Consider the following 17,326-nt stretch of genomic DNA (forward strand, 5'->3'; position numbering starts at 1 on the left):
CCACCCTATTGGTTTTGTGGTGAGCAGTCCTGCATCTCTGTGGCCAGCATGTCCGCCAACGTCGAGAATATCTGCGCTTTATCATGGTTGGGATTGCAAGCCAGCAAGGCGGCGCGCTGCTGTTGCCAGCGGGCGTCGTCCCCCAGCCCCAGATAAGCCAGGGCGCTGACGAACAGGCAATGTTGCTGATGGTTTTGCTGCGGATCGCTATCCAGCACCACCAGGTCGGGAAGAGACACGGCAAAAAAATCCGTTTCTACCGGCCGGCTGATGGCCGCCGCCGACCAGTCCCGCATCCGGCTGAAAATGTCCCGCGCCTGTCGCCGTTGCCCCAGACGCATCAGCGCCGCGCCCTGGTAGAACAGATAGTCCACCGGCTGGTCGTTGTAATAACGGCTCTCATTCATGTCACCGCTGCCTTGGGCCGCGCGCTGAAAGTATTCCCGGGCCTGCCGGCTGTCCCCTGACCGGGTAGCGCAGACCCCCTGCCAGAAGGCGATGTCATTATCGGTCTGCCCCACCAGCCGGCCTTCCCCCAGGTTCGGCGGATAATGCAGCGCCGCATCCAGGCTCGCCATGGCGGCCTGGGGCCGCCCGTCCGCCAGCAGGGCATGGGCTTGGCGCAGCTGCGTTATCACATACTGGGCGGTGACTTTGCCCTCGCCTCCTTCCCAAGGGTGGAAGGCATGGGTATGCAACAGCTCCTGCGCTTTTTCCGGCTGCCCCAGCTGATTGTATAAACTCAGCAGCTCGGCAATGAGATCGTCGCGTTTTAGCGCCACCGGCAGATGCGCCGACAGCAACCTCAGCCGTTCGGCAGGTTGAACGCCACAGAGCTTGCGCAGGTGATCCCATTCAAACAAAAGCCGCGCATCCAGGGGCGCCAAGGTGAAGGCCTGTTGCAAACAGTGCTCGGCCTGCGCCCGGTCATGCCGCTTATTGAAATAAAACACCGCCAGATCGCGCCAGGCGCCGGCAAATGATGGCTCCAGCTCAAGGCAGCGCCGCCAGCAGGCTACCGCCCGTTCGTAGCTGCGTTTGCTGTAATGAAAGCAGCCCAACAGATAGCAGGCGAAATAACACTCCGGCACCTGTTCCAGCATGGCCGCTTCCGCCAGCTGGTTGGGAAACCGCACCCATTGGCCGAAGTTATCCCGCGCCTGCCCGAGCAACGCCAGATACTGTTCATGGGGAATACTGTCCTTCAGCAGCACGGCGCGGAGATAAACCGGCAGGGTTTCCCGACTGTCCAGCAGATCAAGCGCCGCCAGGGCTTCTTGGCGCAGGCCGAACGACAACAGGGTATTGGCGATGGTCAGGGCGTTAATGCCCCGGCCGCCGGTGACCCGCCGCAGTTCGTCCAGGGATTCCGGCCGATTATCAAACAGGTAGCGCAAGGCAAACAGGACATAATGCAGCGGATAGGTCTGCAATTGCCCATCGATATAATCCAGGCTTTCCGCCAGGCGGCCGCTGCGCTGCAGCATTGCCGCCCGCAGGGACAGCAGTCCGTAATGGGCGCCGTTGCTCAGCAAGCCCTGATCGGCGAAGTCCAGCGCCTGCCGCCATAATCCCCGCTGGGCGGCGATACGTCCCAGGCCGAAAAATCCTCCCTCTTTGCCGTTACCGCTCCAGGTTGCCCGGTAAAAATCCTCATAGGCGTCGTCCCATTGCTCCAAACGCTCATGGGCGCAGGCGCGGATCAGACTGGCGCCGCCGTCCAGGGGATTTTTGTTCAGCCGGTGTGCCCGGACCAGCGCCATATCGGCATAGTCAATGGCCCGCCGGTACTCGGCGCGGTTGTACTCTTTCACCGCCAGCGCCAGGTTGCAGCGATAATCGCCGGCATCCAGCGCGAGGCCGCGCTGATAATAGTCGTCAGCCCCCTGGCCGGCATGGTTGTATTGATCAAGATGCTGACCGATAAACCAGGCTTCATCGGCGCTGTTGATCTCGGCGGCGGGACGCGGCGGCGTGGCGGGGGACGGCAGCGGCGCGTCCGTGGCTTGATGTTCCAGATAATCGAGCACGATATTGCCCTGGTTATCCGTTAGCCGAATGGACAGCCGGCCGGGGAAATCCCCCGCCAGATCCTGTTTCAACGCCTGGGCGGGGGTGAGATTCACGCCGGTCTCGAACAGCGGCGCCGACTGCCCATCGCTATGGATCGCCAGCCGATAATCATGCAGCGTGGTCACGGCGTACAGGCCCCAGGTCAGTCCGGTTGCGGTGCGTTCCAGCTTCAGGGCGGCGTCGGTACTGGCGTTTTGCACCATGCCCAGCGTGTTGTAGGGGAGGAAATTCTGCACAAAACGTTTCTCTTCCCCGGCATCCAGCCAGGTGAAATCAGGCTGGTTATCGGTGTACACACCGGTCATCAGCTCGATATAAGGACCGTTGGCGTCGGTGAGGTTGCAGTCCCAGGCGCGGCCGAACTCGCAGTTGCCCCAGGTCCACTGCTTTTTGCCGGGGGAAACGTGATGATCGGCGATATGCAGCAATCCCCCCTGCTCGTTATGGCTGTAGGCGCCGACAAAATCGTAATCCGACTTGTAGGCCATATAGGAAGTGGGCACCGGAATGTTCTTATAACGGGAGATGTCCACCCCGGCGGAGTAGTCCACTTTATAATAAGTGCCGGTAGCGATAGGGAAGGTGGAAACATCCCGCTTGCCGTGATCGAAAACCGCCGTGACGTCCGGAGGGAAGACGCTTTGATGATCGTCGCCCCCTTTTACCGCCGGGTTAGCCCACCACAAGAACGGCCGCGGCGTATCGTTGCCGTTAAAGATGCGCGCGGAAATTTCAATCAGCGCCCGGTCCGGATAGAGGGTAAAGCCGGTCATCACCTGCAGGCCGCGCATGGGTTCGATTTCTCCCAGCCAAACCGTACAGGCGCCGTCTTCACCGGTTTGCAGCCGGTAATCCACCGGCATATACGTGGTGGGGCGGTGATGCTGCGGCCAGTTGAACTCGATGCCACCGGAAATCCAGGGCCCGAGCAGTCCCACCAGCGCCGGCTTGATGACCTCGTTGTGATAGATAAAATCACGCTGCCTGATTTTGTCATAGGCCCGCTGGATACGCCCTCCCAGCTCAGGCAGCAGCATGACCCGCAGGTAATCATTTTCCAGCCAGAGCGCCTGATACTCCCGCGGAGATTTCTCTCCGGTCAGGGTATCAATCACGCCATAGGGATACACCGCGCCGGACGATCCCTGGTAGACCCGATGCTCCAGAAACATCGGATGGGTATCCTGTTCACCGGTCCGGTAGGTGGGAATCGAGACGCTTTCCTGCCACACCTTCACTGCACCTGCCATATCCGCCTCACTCAATCTTTTGATTAAACATTCCAGTGGAGGCAGTATAGAGGACAATATCTGGCCTATATCTGTGAAGCTTCACGCTATACAGTTAAGTGAGTTTAGTGAATGAGCCTGTTCGGTATTAACAACCAGTTTATGCGCAGCCATAATAAGTCGGTGATAATCAGCCATTTATACCGCGAGAAAACCGCCAGTAAATCGTCCCTGGCCCGCCTGAGCCAGTTGAGCATCCCGGCGGTGAGCAATATCCTCGACGAACTGTTGGCTGAGGGCTACCTGAACCGGTCAGCGGTGAATTTACATACGCGGGGCAATAACAGCGGCAGTTATCAGATAGCGACACGGGGGAATATCCTGTGTTTGAATATTTCGCCGTTTCTGATTGAAAGCGTGCTGACGGACGGGCTGGTCCGCCCGCTGCAGCCCCTGCAACGCCTGAAAACAGAGATCATGACTCCGCAACAGCTGCAGCAGGAAATTGAACGGCAGTACCACTCTTACCGGCAATACGATCCCCAGACCCCGCTGCGTATCGCGCTGTCGGTACACGGCCAGGTCAATCCCCGTACCGGCGTTTCCGAGAGAATGCCCCAGGCGGTGTGGCATGAACCCGTTGAGCTGCGCTATCTGCTGGAAGAAAAACTCGGCACCAGGCTGCTGCTGGACAATGATTGCGTCATGCTGGCGCTGGCGGAAAAGTGGCAAAATCCCGCCAGCGCCAATGATTTTTGCGTTATCAATGTCGATTACGGTATCGGTTCGTCATTTGTTATCGACCGGGAAATCTATCGCGGCAACCTGTTCGGCAGCGGTCAGATAGGCCATACGATTATCGATCCCGACGGCGCGGCCTGCCCCTGCGGGCGCTATGGCTGCCTGGAAACCATCGCTTCGCTTTCGTCGCTGAAAAAACGCGCCCGCATGCAGTTGAAAATGACCCCCGACAGCGGCCTGGAAAACACCCCTATCGACACCGCCTGGTTGATCAGTGAATATCACGGCGGCAACCCCGAGATACGCCTGATGGTGAATAATGCCGCACGGGCCGTCGGCCTGAGCCTGTATAATTTCCTGAATGTGTTGAATATCAATCATATCTATCTTTACGGCCGCAGCTGTAAATTCGGCGCCGATTGGCTGAATATCATCCATGAACAGACCCATTACAATCCCTTCGACGGCGGCAACACTACGCGTGAAAACGCCACGCAAATCGTCGTGGGCGGCCTGACCCGGCAGCAGCAGGTGATGGGCATCGGCTTTCTGTACGCCGAGGATATTTTGAAAAACGGGCTGTTTCAAAAAGCGGAGGCAGCGGCGAAATAAGCAGCCCCGCTATCACCATAGCTCGAGGTAGGCCTGTTAAAGGGAGAGCGTGCCGGATGGGGTCGAATTGGCGCAAGCCAACCGAGTAGCCATCTTCCAAGTCAACAACGTTGGCAAGGTTGCACACAATACTTTTCATCCTGGGCGAGCACTTGTGCAGTCTTCCAAGCTCAACCGGGGCCCGGGCGGGACAGGATGCCAACCAGGGTGCTATGCCGGACAAGGCGCAGCACAGGCCCACGTCCATCGAGCGTGCAACGAATGTGTTAAAGGGAGACCGCGCCAATGTGGTCGAATCGGGCGTGGTTTTCCCGCCCGACCGAGCGCCGCATGGCACGGTAGGCCCGACGACACCGATCGTGCAACGAACCTGTTGACGCCACCCCAGTCAGTGCTTACTCACCTTACTCCGGCAGCAATCCGACAAACGTCGTTTTTTTACGCGGGCCCGTCATCAGCGGCTCCAGCTGTTCCACGCAGCGTAAATAATGCGGGGTCTTTTTATGCGCCGCCACCGCCTGCTCGTCTTTATACGCTTCATAGATATAAAAACGGTTCGGCAACTGCTCGTCCCGCAACACATCAAAACGCAAATTGCCCGGCTCCCGAATAGAGCCCACATGGTTCTGCCGGAACACCGCCAGAAACTCCTCCACCCGGTCCGGCTTGACATTGATTTCCACCAGCGTCACATGCATTTCGTTCCCCTCCCGGACCGTCAGGCCGAATGTTGTTCGCTCAAAAACAGCTGATAGGCCCGCTCGGCGTTTTCACCCTCATGCACCACTGCCCGCACCGCTTTCAACATGGCCACCGGCGCGGCGGACTGAAATATATTGCGCCCCATATCCACCCCGGAGGCGCCCTGATCGATGGCGCGGTAACACATCTCCAGCGCATCCCGCTCCGGCAGCTTTTTACCGCCGGCGATAACAATCGGCACCGGACACCCCGCCGCCACCCGCTCGAAGCCGCTGTCGGTGTAGTAGGTTTTGATGATTTGCGCGCCGATCTCGGCGGCGATGCGCGTCGCCAGCGAGAAATAGCGCTGGTCGCGCGCCATGTCCTTCCCCACCCCGGTCACCGCCATGGTGGGCATACCATAACGGGTGCCCTGATCCACCAACTGGATGATGTTTTTGATGGAATGGTGCTCGTATTCGCTGCCGATATAGACCTGGGCCGCCATGGCCGCCACGTTCAATCGCAGTGCGTCCTCAATGCATACCGCCACCGCCTCGTTGGACAGCTCGCCGAGAATGGAATTGGCGCCGGAAGCCCGCAGCACCACCGGTTTGTTCACCGCCGGCGAGACGACGCTGCGCAAAATGCCCCGTGTGCACATCAAAACATCGGTATGGGGAAACAGGGGCGCGATATGCAAATCGATCCGCTCCAGCCCGGTAGTGGGGCCCTGGAAATACCCGTGATCGAACGCCAGCATCACCGTATGGCCGGATGCCGGATTGAAAATACGCGCAAGCCTGGCCTGCATCCCCCAATCCAGCGCCCCGCTTCCTTTGAGGAAGAACGGCGAAATCTGCTGCGCCACGCCGATGCCGAAGTCTTTCCCGTCTTTGATATCATCCAAATCAGCCATGGTATCGGCCTCCTGAGTACCGATTAAAAGTCGTATTTACCGATATTGTCCTTATCGAATTGCACCCGCTGCGGCAGCAGCACGATGCCGTTGTTTTTCCCTTCGTATTGATAGCCCTGCACGCTGTTGGGGGAGACCTCAACCTGGCCCACCTGGGGAATGGTGAGCTTATCTCCCACCTTCAGGTCGCCTTTTTGCAGCATTTCATGGGCGACATACACGGCGATTTTGCCCTGCTGCACCACATCCCACAGGCCGAAGGTTTTCACCGTGCCCCGCTCCACATAAGGACGCATCACGTTCGGCGTGCTGAACCCCACAATAACCACATCGTGACGGCCGAGGTTTTCCGCGGCCTGGGCGGCGGCGGGCAGCGCGTTGGCATCCGGGGCGATAATCGCGTCCAAATCACCGTAGGCCTTCAAAATGCCTTCGGCGGTTTGCAGGGACTTGGTGGCGTCGTTGTAACCGAACTGAGTGGTGACAATGGTCCAGCCGGGATGTTCGGCGGCGATTTTAGCCTTGGCCTCTTTTACCCACTGATTCTGATCGGTCACGGTGGGGCTGGAGTAAAAGAACGCCACCTTGGCCTGGGGCTTGGAAATCTGTTTGGCCGCCATATCCACCAGCAGCGTCCCCAACTGGGCCGGCGTGCCCTGATCGATATAGATTGAACGGCATTCCGGCTTGGTATCGGAATCCCAGGTCAGCACTTTCACGCCGCGCTGCATGGCGCGCTTCAGCGCCGGGCACAGGCCGTCCGGCGACACCGCCGACACGATGATGGCGTTATAGCCCTGGTTAACGAAGTTGTTGATAAGCTGGACCTGGCCGGAGACGCTGGGCTCGGTGGGGCCGTCATAGGTAACGTCCACCCCCAGTTCCTTACCCGCCGCCAGGGCGCCGTTGCCGCCGCTGGTGAAAAAGCCCACCCCTACCAGCTTGGGTATAAACGCAATTCTTTCTGCGGCCTGAGCCCCGGCAAGACTGGCCGATGCCAGGCCGAGCGCCGCCGCCAATATCACTTTGCGCCAGATTTTATGAGCCATGTTGGTTCTCCATCGGTCATGGGAAGGGTTCAGGAAGAAACCCGCGGGCGCAGCCGGCGGGCCAGTAGACGCGTTATTGCTTCGCGATGCAGGCTGGCGGAACGACCTAGCACTACCAAAATCAACAATGCGCCGGATAACGCACTGGAAACCTGGCTGGCGACGCCGGCCATTTGCAGGCCCTGCTGCAGGAACCCCACCAGCAGCGTGGCCAGGGCGGTACCGAGGATCGAGCCCGATCCGCCATAGATGTTCGCCCCGCCCAGCACCGCGGCGGTGATGGCCGGCATCAACAGCGCGCCGCCGAGATCGGAACGGGCGGAGCCGAAATAGGACACCATCAGTACGGCGGCCACGGCGGACCCCAGGCCGGTCAGCCCATACACCGCGCACAGGGTAGAGCCCACCGGTACCGCGCTATAGCGGGCCACCCTCGGATTCTGGCCGATGACAAACACCTGCCTGCCCAGGCGGGTGCGATGCATCAGCAGCCAGAAAACCAGCAGCGTAAGCACAAAGAGGGATAACGGCATCGGCAGCCCCAGCACCGTCATATTGGCGAAATCAGTGAATGCCGAGGGGAAACCGCCGATACCCTCATAGCCGGTGGCTCCCACCAGCCCCGACAGCAGCAGCGCGCTGCCGCCGTATAAATACAGCGTGCCCAAGGTGATAACCAGCGGATTGACCCCGGTATACAGGATAAGTCCCGCATTGAGCAGCCCACAGGCCAGGCCCAGCAGCAGGGTGAGCGGAACCGCCAGGGCCAGGGGCAGGCCGCTTTGGTACAGCACGCCCAGCGCAATGGCGCACAGTCCGACGGTAGAGGCGAAAGAGATATCGATACCGCCGCTGACAATCACCATGGTCAGCGGCAGGGCGACAATGCCGATCGTGATAAAATCGCTGGTACTGAACAGCAGCATATTCACATCCAGCATGCGCGGATTCACGGCGCCGAACAGCAGGATTTCCGCCAGCAGCAGGGCCACCAGCGCGCCTTCCCAGCCGTGCTCTTTCAGTCTGTTCATCAGGCCACCCCGCCCTTTTTATCGGCGGCGATGGCCGTGCGTCTGGCTCCGCCTGACCGGCGTTTGCGGCCTTTTGGCTTCGTCGTCGAAGGGTCGGGCATAAAACGGGCATACTTCTGGTGCCGACGGCTCAGTTCCAGCGCCCGCCGCAGGCGGCCGTCGAAAATCAGCACGCCCAGCAGCACCAGGCCGGCGATAAAATCGTTCCACCAGGCGGGCAAGCGCAGCAATACCAGCACGCTGTCGATTTGGGTGAGGAAATAGGCTCCCAGAATGGCCCCGGCCACCGTGCCGGTCCCCCCCAGCAGGCTTACCCCGCCCAACACGCAGGCGGCAATGGCTTTCATCTCCAGTCCGCTGCCGGTCTGGTGGGGCAGAAGCCGATTTGCGCGGCGAAGACGATACCCGCCAGCGCCGCCATCAGGCCGTTGACGGCAAAGGCCGCCATGCGAACGGTATCCACCGGCACGCCGAGCTGGCGCGCGCCGGGCAGGTTATCCCCCACCGCATAGAAGCTGCGGCCGAACGAGGTACGGCGGCATAACCAGAACAGGGCGGCAAAAAGCACAATGATCACGTAGCCGAAGGGGGAAATGCCGAACCAGAGCGGGTTTGACAGGGCTTTCAGGCCGGCGGGCAGATTTTCGATCCATTTGCCGCCGGTAAGCAGCAGCATCAGACCGCGATATAAGCCCAGCGTGCCGAGGGTGGCGACAATGGCCGGAATTCGGCACCAGGCCACCAATATGCCGTTGAACATCCCTGCCCCTACGCCCGTAAGCAGGGTCAGCAGAAGCGCGGACGTCAATCCGAAACCGTGGTTTAACATCAGGCCCAGCGCCACCGCGCAAAGGCCGGTTATGGATCCCACCGAGACATCGATGTTGCGCGTCAGCATCACCAGGGTGGCGCCCATGGCCAGTAGTATCAAGATATGCGCGCTGCTGAAAATCATCAGCAATGTCTGCATACCGATATAGTTGCGATCCAGCGCCCCCAGCAGCACAAACAGGGCCACAATCGCCAGCAGCGCCGTGAGTTCGCGATTATTTTGCAGCAATTTAAGCATCGGCGGACTCCTCGGCGCCGGAACCGAAGGCCATGAGCATCATGTGCTCCACCGTGGCGGCCTCCCCCTGCATCGGCGGGCTCAATTCCCCCTGGTGCATGACGAAAACCCGATCCGCCAGCAGGGCTATCTCTTCCGGATCGGAAGAAATCAGCAGCACCGCCACGTTTTGCCCCACGATATCCCGCAGCAAACGGTAAATATCGGCGCGGGCCGACACATCCACGCCCCGGGTCGGCTCATCGATAATCAGCAGCCGCGGCTGCGCCTCCAGGCATTTTGCGATGAGCAGCTTCTGCTGATTGCCGCCGGATAACGTACGCGCCGGCTGCCCGCCGTCAGCATATTTAATGCCCAACGCCCGTTGATACCGCGCCAGCACCGCCATTTCCCGTTTCGGATGCAGCCACCAGCGATGGCGTTCGGCGGCCAGGGCACCGGTATTCCAGTAGAGCGGCGCGTCAAGATAAAGGCCCGACGACTGGCGGTCCTCCGGCAAATAGACCAGGCCGGCCTCAAGCCGCTGGGATAACCCCAGCCCGCCGATATCCCGCCCTTCCAGCCGCAGTTGCCCGCCCCACAGCGGACGCAGGCCGTACAAGGTCTCAGCCAGCTCGGTGCGGCCGGCCCCACCACCCCGCCAGGCCGACGATTTCACCGGCATGTACGGTAAATGACACCTGGCGGAAGCCTTCGCCGCTCAAACGGTCCGCCTCCAGCACCAGCAGGCGCGGATCGGCGGTATGCCGCTGCCCGGGCAGCTCAAGCCACATTTTTTGCGCCGCGGATAGGCCGTCGCCGCCATTGATCGGCGCGATAGCCTGGACAAGCGTCTGGGTATCGAAATCGCCGATAGGACCGCTCAGGGACAGGACCCCGTCGCGCATCACGCTGACCCGGTGGGCCAGCGCATAGACTTCGGGCAGTTTATGAGAGATAAAAATCACCCCGACGCCGCGGGCCAGCAGATCCCGCACCTGTTTGAACAGCCGCCGGGTTTCCGTCGGCGTCAGCGAGGCGGTGGGCTCGTCCAGAATCAGGATACGCGCGTCGCGCATCAGTCCGCGCAGGATCTCCACCAGTTGCCTGTCCGCCACTTCCAGCGTTCCGGCGGCTGCCTGCAGCGATAATTCACAGCCGAGACGTTCCAGCAATTGCTGCAATTTACCGACGTCCGCCTGCCGGCGCGGCAAACGAAACAGGATATTTTCCTTCACCGTCATATTGGGAAACAGCATGGGTTCCTGCGGCACCAGATAAATACCGTACTGATGGGCGCGGGCCGGGGTAAGACGCTCACAGGGCTGGTCATCAATGGATATTGAACCGCTGTCCGGCGACTCAACCCCGGCAATGATTTTCATCAACGTCGATTTTCCGGCCCCATTACCGCCGAGCAAGGCATGGACTTGCCCGGCCATCAATGTGAAGCTGATATCTTTCAATACCGTCACGCCTGCATACTGCTTGCAAACGTTCTGCACCTGCAGCAGCGGCGCCGGGGATAACGGGGGTCGTTGCGTCATATCGCTCTCTGCCGGAATGAACAAATGAATTTTAAATTCAAAACTGTTCATAATCCTAGTCGGGGTGATATAATAAAAACGCCAAATTGATCACATTTCATTCATGTGCACATCCATTGTAGTATCGGGAAAGAAGGTCATCACGTTTTTGCAGGTCCGGTCACAGTTCACCACTCCCGCAAACTGAACAATTGAATATAATTTTAAGAAGTGTTCTATATGAATAAAAATAGCCATGAAAAAACCAGTCGTGAAATGAAGGGCTCCGAAAATGTTGGCCCGGCGGATAACGGCATGGCTGAATCCGAATTATTGGCGCGCATAGCCTGGTTCTATTACCACGATGGCCTGACCCAGGGAGAAATCGGCGACCATCTGGGGCTGACGCGGCTTAAAGTATCGCGCCTGCTGGAGAAAGGCCGCCAGTCGGGGGTGATCCGCGTACAGATCAACTCCCGTTACGAAGGCTGTCTGGAGTTGGAGAATGTGTTGCTTGAACGATTCAAGCTACAGCATGTCCGGGTACTGCCGGCGTTGCCGCAGCGTGAGATCAACCGGCGCATCGGCGTGGGTGCGGCCCAGGTGATCATGAGCCATTTACAGCCGCAGCAGCTGCTGGCGGGGGTTTTTGGCGAAACCGCCATGAGTACCCTTCAGCACTTGAGCGGTTTTATCAGTTCCCAGCAGGTACGGCTGGTGACGCTGTCCGGCGGCGTCGGCCCCTATATGACCGGTATCGGCCAGTTGGACGCCGCGTGCAGCGTCAGCATTATTCCGGCGCCGCTGCGCGCGTCCTCCGCCGAGGTCGCCGCCATATTCCGCCGGGAACGCAGCGTGCATGACGTCATGCTGACCGCCTGCGCCGCCGATATCGCGGTGGTGGGCATCGGCGCGCTGAACCAGAAACGCGAGGCCACCATAATGCGTTCAGGTTATATCAGCGAAGGGGAACAACAGCTGTTCGGCCGCAAGGGCGCGGTGGGAGACATTCTCGGTTATTTCATGCAGCGCAGCGGAGAGCTGGCCGAGGCCATGCCGATCCACCAGGAGCTGATCGGGGTGTCGTTAGAGGATTTGGCGAATATCCCGCAGGTCATCGGCGTGGCGGGCGGCACGGAAAAAGCCGAGGCCATCCTGGCGGCTTTGGCGGGCAAACACATTAATGCATTGATTACCGAGGAAAGCACGGTACGGACCATGCTGGCGCTGCTCTGACTCATCAAACAGGACGGTTCGCCCGGCAGCCCGGCTTTCATCCTGCGCTCCGGCGCCGCTGACACAGAGATAATGACAATGACGACACTCTGTACTCCTGCATCACCCGCCGCTCACTCCGGCTATCTTATGGCGCTGGACGCCGGCACCGGCAGTTTTCGTGCGGTGATTTTTGATATCGAAGGCAATCAGCTGGCGGTGGGCCAGGCGGAATGGCGGCATCTGGCGGATCCTCTCATCCCGGGCTCCATGGCGTTCGATCTGGAAAAAAACTGGCAGTTGGTGTGCAACTGCATTCAGCGGGCGCTGGCCGCCGCCGCCATCGAACCCCGGCAAATCCATGCCGTGGCCGCCTGTTCAATGCGCGAGGGCATCGTGCTTTACGATCGCCAGGGAAAACCCATCTGGGCCTGCGCCAATGTCGATGCCCGCGCCAGCCGTGAAGTAAGCGAGCTTAAGGAGCTGCACGATAACGGTTTTGAGAGCGAAGTCTATCAATGTTCGGGACAAACCCTGGCCCTGAGCGCCATGCCGCGCCTGTTATGGCTGGCCCACCATCGGCCGGATGTCTATCGCCGGGCGGCTACGCTCACCATGATAAGCGATTGGCTGGCCTATATGCTTAGCGGAGAGCTGGCGGTGGACCCCTCTAACGCCGGCACCACCGGCATGCTCAGCCTGGCAAGCCGGGACTGGCAGCGCAGCCTGCTGGACATGGCCGGCCTGCGCGCCGATATGCTCTCCCCGGTACGGGAAACCGGCACCGTGCTGGGCGCGGTGACCGGGCCGGCGGCCCAGGCCTGCGGACTATTGGCCGGCACGCCCGTGGTAACGGGGGGCGGCGACGTACAGCTCGGCAGCCTCGGACTGGGCATCGTCCGGCCGGGACAAACCGCGGTGCTGGGGGGCACCTTTTGGCAGCAGGTGGTCAATTTGCCCGCGCCCATCACCGACCCGGACATGAATATCCGCGTCAATCCCCATGTCATCCCCGGCATGGTGCAGGCGGAATCCATCAGCTTTTTCACCGGCCTGACCATGCGCTGGTTTCGCGACGCCTTTTGCGGCGAAGAGAAGCTGATTGCCGAGCGGATGGGAGTGGATACCTACAGCCTGTTGGAAGACATGGCCGCCCGCGTGCCGGCGGGGTCCTACGGCGTCATGCCGATTTTTTCCGATGCCATGCGCTTTAAAAACTGGTATCACGCCGCGCCCTCCTTTATCAATCTCTCCATCGACCCGGAGCGCTGCAATAAACAAACGCTGTTCCGCGCCCTGGAGGAAAACGCCGCCATCGTATCCGCCTGCAATCTGGAGCAAATAGCCCGTTTCTCCGGGGTCCAGCCCAAGTCGGTGGTGTTTGCCGGCGGCGGCTCCAAAGGTAAATTATGGTGCCAGATTCTCAGCGACGTCACCGGCCTGACGGTAAAAGTGCCCGACGTTAAGGAAGCCACCGCCCTGGGCTGCGCCATTGCCGCCGGGGTGGGCGCCGGCATCTACCCTTCCCTGGCCCAAACCGGCGAACGCCTGGTGCGCTGGCAACGGGAGTATCAGCCAAATGCGGAAAATCACCAGCTCTATCGCCAAATGAAAGCCAGCTGGCAGGCGGTATACGCCGATCAGCTGGGGCTGGTGGATAACGGGCTTACCACCTCGATGTGGAAAGCGCCGGGCTTGTAAACGATTATGCTTAACGCTTGCATATGCGATAGAACCAAGCCCAGCCGCTGTACCGTCTGCTCGACGGGCGAAGTGGGGCTATCATTCCAGCAGGCAACTACGATCAAATCATAGAGCGAAGACATCAGGTTATGGATGCCCCGGCATAACATGGCTTCCACTCTCCTATATTTATGTTATGTTTTAGCAATCCTCATGCAAATAACAACATTGCCTAATTTTTCTAGGCCGGTAATATTGAACATAATGATGCTCAACTCAGCATAATTTTATTTTTGACGCACTTATGAACGGTATATTCCTGCCGCACTGAGTTTTAAGCGCATAAAGGAGTAGGTCAGCGATGAAAATATTATCTCTGCGTCACAAGATTCAAATGGCCAAAAAATATTTACCGCTGATATTACAGGCTTTGATATAGCATCATTAGTTTAATTTAAACTATAAATAAATAGGGACATATTTATATTTTCTAAAAACTTCAATGATTTACAAAATATTTTAGAGCATATGAGGGGACTTTATGGCACTCCAACCACCTATCTTACCACAACTTACCAATAACACTATTAATACTGCCAAAATATCCGCGGATGGTGGTATAATTGTCGACATTCCTTCTTATGGAAATTTGAGAATAAATGACACCGTTAGAATATATTTCACCGTTTCGTTATTCATTACTTATGATATTGAAAATATTGGTGTTTTACCCCACCAATTCCTTCCCCCCGGCACATATGCTGTTATAGAAAGCAATATTATGCAATATACAGCCACCGATAGGTTTGGTAACACAAGTCCATCTGACCCCGCCTCTTTCACAGTAGTTCAAAGCGCTTCCGTGAGCGGCTATGTTCTAAATTCCCAAGTCACACAGAATGATGCCAATGCTGATGGTTCCGACCGAAACCAGATTATCTACATTCTCTCCAGCATGACGGGTCAGCAGGTATCCGGCCAGTTTATCACTTTTGCGCACTATGATTCCGGCGGCGTTGGCCTAAGTGATCCTTTCGTCCAGACAGATGCCGCCGGGATATCCAGTTTGTTTGTTACCAGCAGCATCAGTGAACGTGTTTTAATTGTCGCCACGCTGATCACAGATAACACGGTGACCAATTCTCAGGTGCTGAATTTCGTTGAAGCGCCTATCAGTTATAGCCTGTCCGCCACGCCTCAGGTTAATAACCAGCCCGCGAATGGCCAGGCCACTAATCTGGTGGTGGCAAAACTGGTGAATAGCGCAACGCAGGCAGGAATCGGCGGCAGAGTGCTGCAAGTTTACGTCGGCGGTGCCGCCACTTACCCGAATACCGTCACGACTAATCCATTTGGTGAGGCCAGCATATATATTTCCACTATTAACCCTGGGTCAATGAACGTCATTATTTCTCTGCAATCTGACTATAGCGTTCAAACAAATGTAGACATAAATTTCGTTCCCAGCTACCCCATTACTTTCCCTCCATATGAAGTATGGGTAGGAGAGTATGTTCCAGTGAGTACGTTATTTGGGCCTATATATTTTCAACAAGGACATGTGTATCAAGTATCACTCAGCCGGACATATAATTATATTTGGGATTGTGGCGAAAATTATGCACATATATATTCAGGAGCGGGTACTATTTGCGCATCAGGTCGGCCAACGGACTTTTTATTTCTTGGCGATGGTTTCTCATATCTAAAACCGCTTAAAACCGGTTCTGGCGCCGACTTTTATTTCCGATATGCACCTTATTATAATGCTGCAAATTCAGGATATACCCTAGTGACTGTAGTTGATCATGGGCCAACTGATAGCATATTCTCCATACCCGCGATACTCGGTAAACAAGAAAATTTGCTGTTAGAACATTCAGATAATGCGGAATCACCCAATCCAATTGGAAACGTCACGCCGGAGACTGCTTGTAAACCCACTGACGACTAACCACCAGATCGTTAAAATTCCCATTTTTCTTAAAGATATTGAGTATGAAATAAGTGAAATATTATCATCCGGAAAACCGTTTCTTTAATATTTATTGCTGAAGCTTAAAGCAAGGGGTAACCGGCCCGTTCACGTTCTATAAAACCAAGGAGTTTATATGGTTTTGATTCCACCTGTTTTCCCAAGCCATCCGGGAAGAATAACCACGGCTCAAATTGCCGAGGCAAATGGCATCTTCGTGGAAATTCCTGCCAACGGCAGTTTCTCCGAGGAGATTTGATAAGGCTCCAGTTTAATGCCCGGCTTTACGAACGATTCATTTCAGAGGAAGAAGAACAACCGGTCATCTTCTTGGTGGCGGATGTCTTTTCTCACTTGGGTAATAATACAGCGGAGTATACCGTTATCGAGCCCTGCGGACGTGAAACCCGCTCGCTTCCGGCAAAAGTGTTCATTTCAATATCACCCGACGCGGACGATAATGCCCTCAATCAGCATTAAGTGAGGCATAGGACAATCCGCACGCTGAACCGCCACTGATAAGCGCTGGACACATACTGGCATATGCCCCTATTCTAATCCCATGCTGTTTCACTTAATTGCTGAAAACGAGAGGGATAACACTATGCGTATGCTGGTTGTGGGCGCCGGTGCCACCGGCGGTTATTTTGGCGGTCGTCTGGCGCTGGCCGGCCGGGATGTCACCTTTTTGGCGCGTGGCAAACGCGCGGCGACGCTGCGTTCCGAGGGGATGCATATTATCACCCCGTCGGGCGAGCTGGCGCTGCAACCTCAGGTGGTGGAAGCCAAAGAGATCACCAGGCCTTATGATGTCATTTTAATCGCGGTTAAAGCCTTCGCCTTGGCCTCGGTCCTAGAAGCCCTGACGCCGGCGGTGGGTGATAACACGTTGATTATGCCCATCCTCAACGGCATGAAGCACCTGGAAATACTGGCGGATCGCTTCGGCAAAAACGCCGTTATCGGCGGCCTGTGCAAAATAGCCGGCACCCTGGACGATAAAGGGAGAATCGTGCAGCTTAGCCATTTGCATGAACTTACCTATGGCGAACCGGACGGCTCTGTCTCTGAACGCATCACCCGGCTGGATCAATTCTTACAGGGCGCCGGCTTTATTGCCCGCCTGTCGCCGAATATCATCAGCGAGATGTGGGAAAAATGGCTGCTGCTGGCAAGCCTCGGGGCCATTACCTGCCTGATGCGCGGTAATATCGGCCAGGTAGCCTCCGCGCCGGGAGGCGACGCATTCGCCCGCGGGGTGATAAACGAAGTTCTGGCGGTACTGGTTTCTTTGGGTTATGTCCGGCGGGAGGAGTATGTGGAGCAGACCATCGGCCTATTGACCCAGAAAGAATCGGTGCAAACCTCCTCCATGTACCGCGACCTGATGCAGGGCTACGAAATAGAAGCGGATCAGGTGATAGGCGATCTGGTGGCCATCGCCGACCGTGCAGAATTACCCGTGCCGCTGCTGAAAGCAACCTATGTCAACCTGTGCGTATACCGGGCCGCACGGGGTAACGCGTAGGATTTACCGAGGCGGT

General features: G+C 57.5%; 11 protein-coding genes and 2 pseudogenes. 6 read left to right on the plus strand and 7 right to left on the minus strand.

Annotation, left to right across the window (positions count from 1 at the left end; genetic code table 11):
- Positions 1-5: 5 nt before the first annotated feature.
- Complete coding sequence (locus GTU79_RS26060; RefSeq protein WP_203520747.1) at positions 6-3,323, minus strand: DUF5107 domain-containing protein; 3,318 nt, start codon at positions 3,321-3,323, stop codon at positions 6-8.
- Positions 3,324-3,434: 111 nt separating this feature from the next.
- On the opposite strand from GTU79_RS26060, the gene GTU79_RS26065 reads away from it, so the two are divergent.
- Positions 3,435-4,655: an ROK family transcriptional regulator gene (locus GTU79_RS26065; protein ID WP_203520745.1), complete on the plus strand. Its 1,221-nt coding sequence runs from the start codon at positions 3,435-3,437 to the stop codon at positions 4,653-4,655.
- Positions 4,656-5,059: 404 nt separating this feature from the next.
- Here the strand turns inward: GTU79_RS26065 and lsrG are convergent, their stop codons facing one another.
- The 6 genes and pseudogenes from lsrG to lsrA form a co-directional block, all read right to left on the minus strand.
- Complete coding sequence (gene lsrG, locus GTU79_RS26070; RefSeq protein WP_132925098.1) at positions 5,060-5,353, minus strand: (4S)-4-hydroxy-5-phosphonooxypentane-2,3-dione isomerase; 294 nt, start codon at positions 5,351-5,353, stop codon at positions 5,060-5,062.
- Between the two features lie 20 nt (positions 5,354-5,373).
- Positions 5,374-6,255, minus strand: coding sequence for a 3-hydroxy-5-phosphonooxypentane-2,4-dione thiolase (lsrF, locus tag GTU79_RS26075; RefSeq protein WP_203520743.1), 882 nt, complete (start codon positions 6,253-6,255; stop codon positions 5,374-5,376).
- Positions 6,256-6,278: 23 nt separating this feature from the next.
- A complete protein-coding gene (gene lsrB, locus GTU79_RS26080) occupies positions 6,279-7,304 on the minus strand; it encodes an autoinducer 2 ABC transporter substrate-binding protein LsrB (RefSeq protein WP_132925094.1) in 1,026 nt (341 codons plus the stop codon).
- A gap of 29 nt (positions 7,305-7,333) precedes the next feature.
- Positions 7,334-8,335: an autoinducer 2 ABC transporter permease LsrD gene (gene lsrD, locus GTU79_RS26085; protein ID WP_203520741.1), complete on the minus strand. Its 1,002-nt coding sequence runs from the start codon at positions 8,333-8,335 to the stop codon at positions 7,334-7,336.
- Positions 8,335-9,404, minus strand: a pseudogene (gene lsrC, locus GTU79_RS26090) (autoinducer 2 ABC transporter permease LsrC). Before lsrC ends, lsrD begins: the two are co-directional and overlap by 1 nt.
- Positions 9,397-10,930 (minus strand): annotated as a pseudogene (gene lsrA, locus GTU79_RS26095) (autoinducer 2 ABC transporter ATP-binding protein LsrA). Before lsrA ends, lsrC begins: the two co-directional pseudogenes overlap by 8 nt.
- Positions 10,931-11,185: 255 nt before the next feature.
- Here lsrA and lsrR point away from each other — a divergent pair.
- The 5 genes from lsrR (at position 11,186) to GTU79_RS26115 (ending at position 17,310) form a co-directional block, all read left to right on the plus strand.
- Complete coding sequence (gene lsrR, locus GTU79_RS26100; RefSeq protein WP_253073697.1) at positions 11,186-12,145, plus strand: transcriptional regulator LsrR; 960 nt, start codon at positions 11,186-11,188, stop codon at positions 12,143-12,145.
- Positions 12,146-12,223: 78 nt separating this feature from the next.
- Positions 12,224-13,825: an autoinducer-2 kinase gene (gene lsrK / locus GTU79_RS26105; RefSeq protein WP_253073431.1), complete on the plus strand. Its 1,602-nt coding sequence runs from the start codon at positions 12,224-12,226 to the stop codon at positions 13,823-13,825.
- A 523-nt stretch (positions 13,826-14,348) separates the two neighbouring features.
- Positions 14,349-15,761 carry an Ig-like domain-containing protein gene (locus tag GTU79_RS26110; RefSeq protein ID WP_214513517.1) on the plus strand — a complete coding sequence of 471 codons (1,413 nt, stop codon included), beginning with the start codon at positions 14,349-14,351 and terminating at the stop codon, positions 15,759-15,761.
- Positions 15,762-15,918: 157 nt separating this feature from the next.
- On the plus strand, positions 15,919-16,041 hold the full coding sequence (locus GTU79_RS31065) for a hypothetical protein (protein ID WP_275956910.1): 123 nt from the start codon (positions 15,919-15,921) through the stop codon (positions 16,039-16,041).
- Positions 16,042-16,386: 345 nt separating this feature from the next.
- A complete protein-coding gene (locus tag GTU79_RS26115; protein ID WP_203520731.1) occupies positions 16,387-17,310 on the plus strand; it encodes a ketopantoate reductase family protein in 924 nt (307 codons plus the stop codon).
- Positions 17,311-17,326: the final 16 nt, after the last annotated feature.

The sequence above is a fragment of the Sodalis ligni genome (assembly GCF_016865525.2).
Taxonomy (GTDB): Bacteria; Pseudomonadota; Gammaproteobacteria; order Enterobacterales; family Enterobacteriaceae; genus Acerihabitans; species Acerihabitans ligni.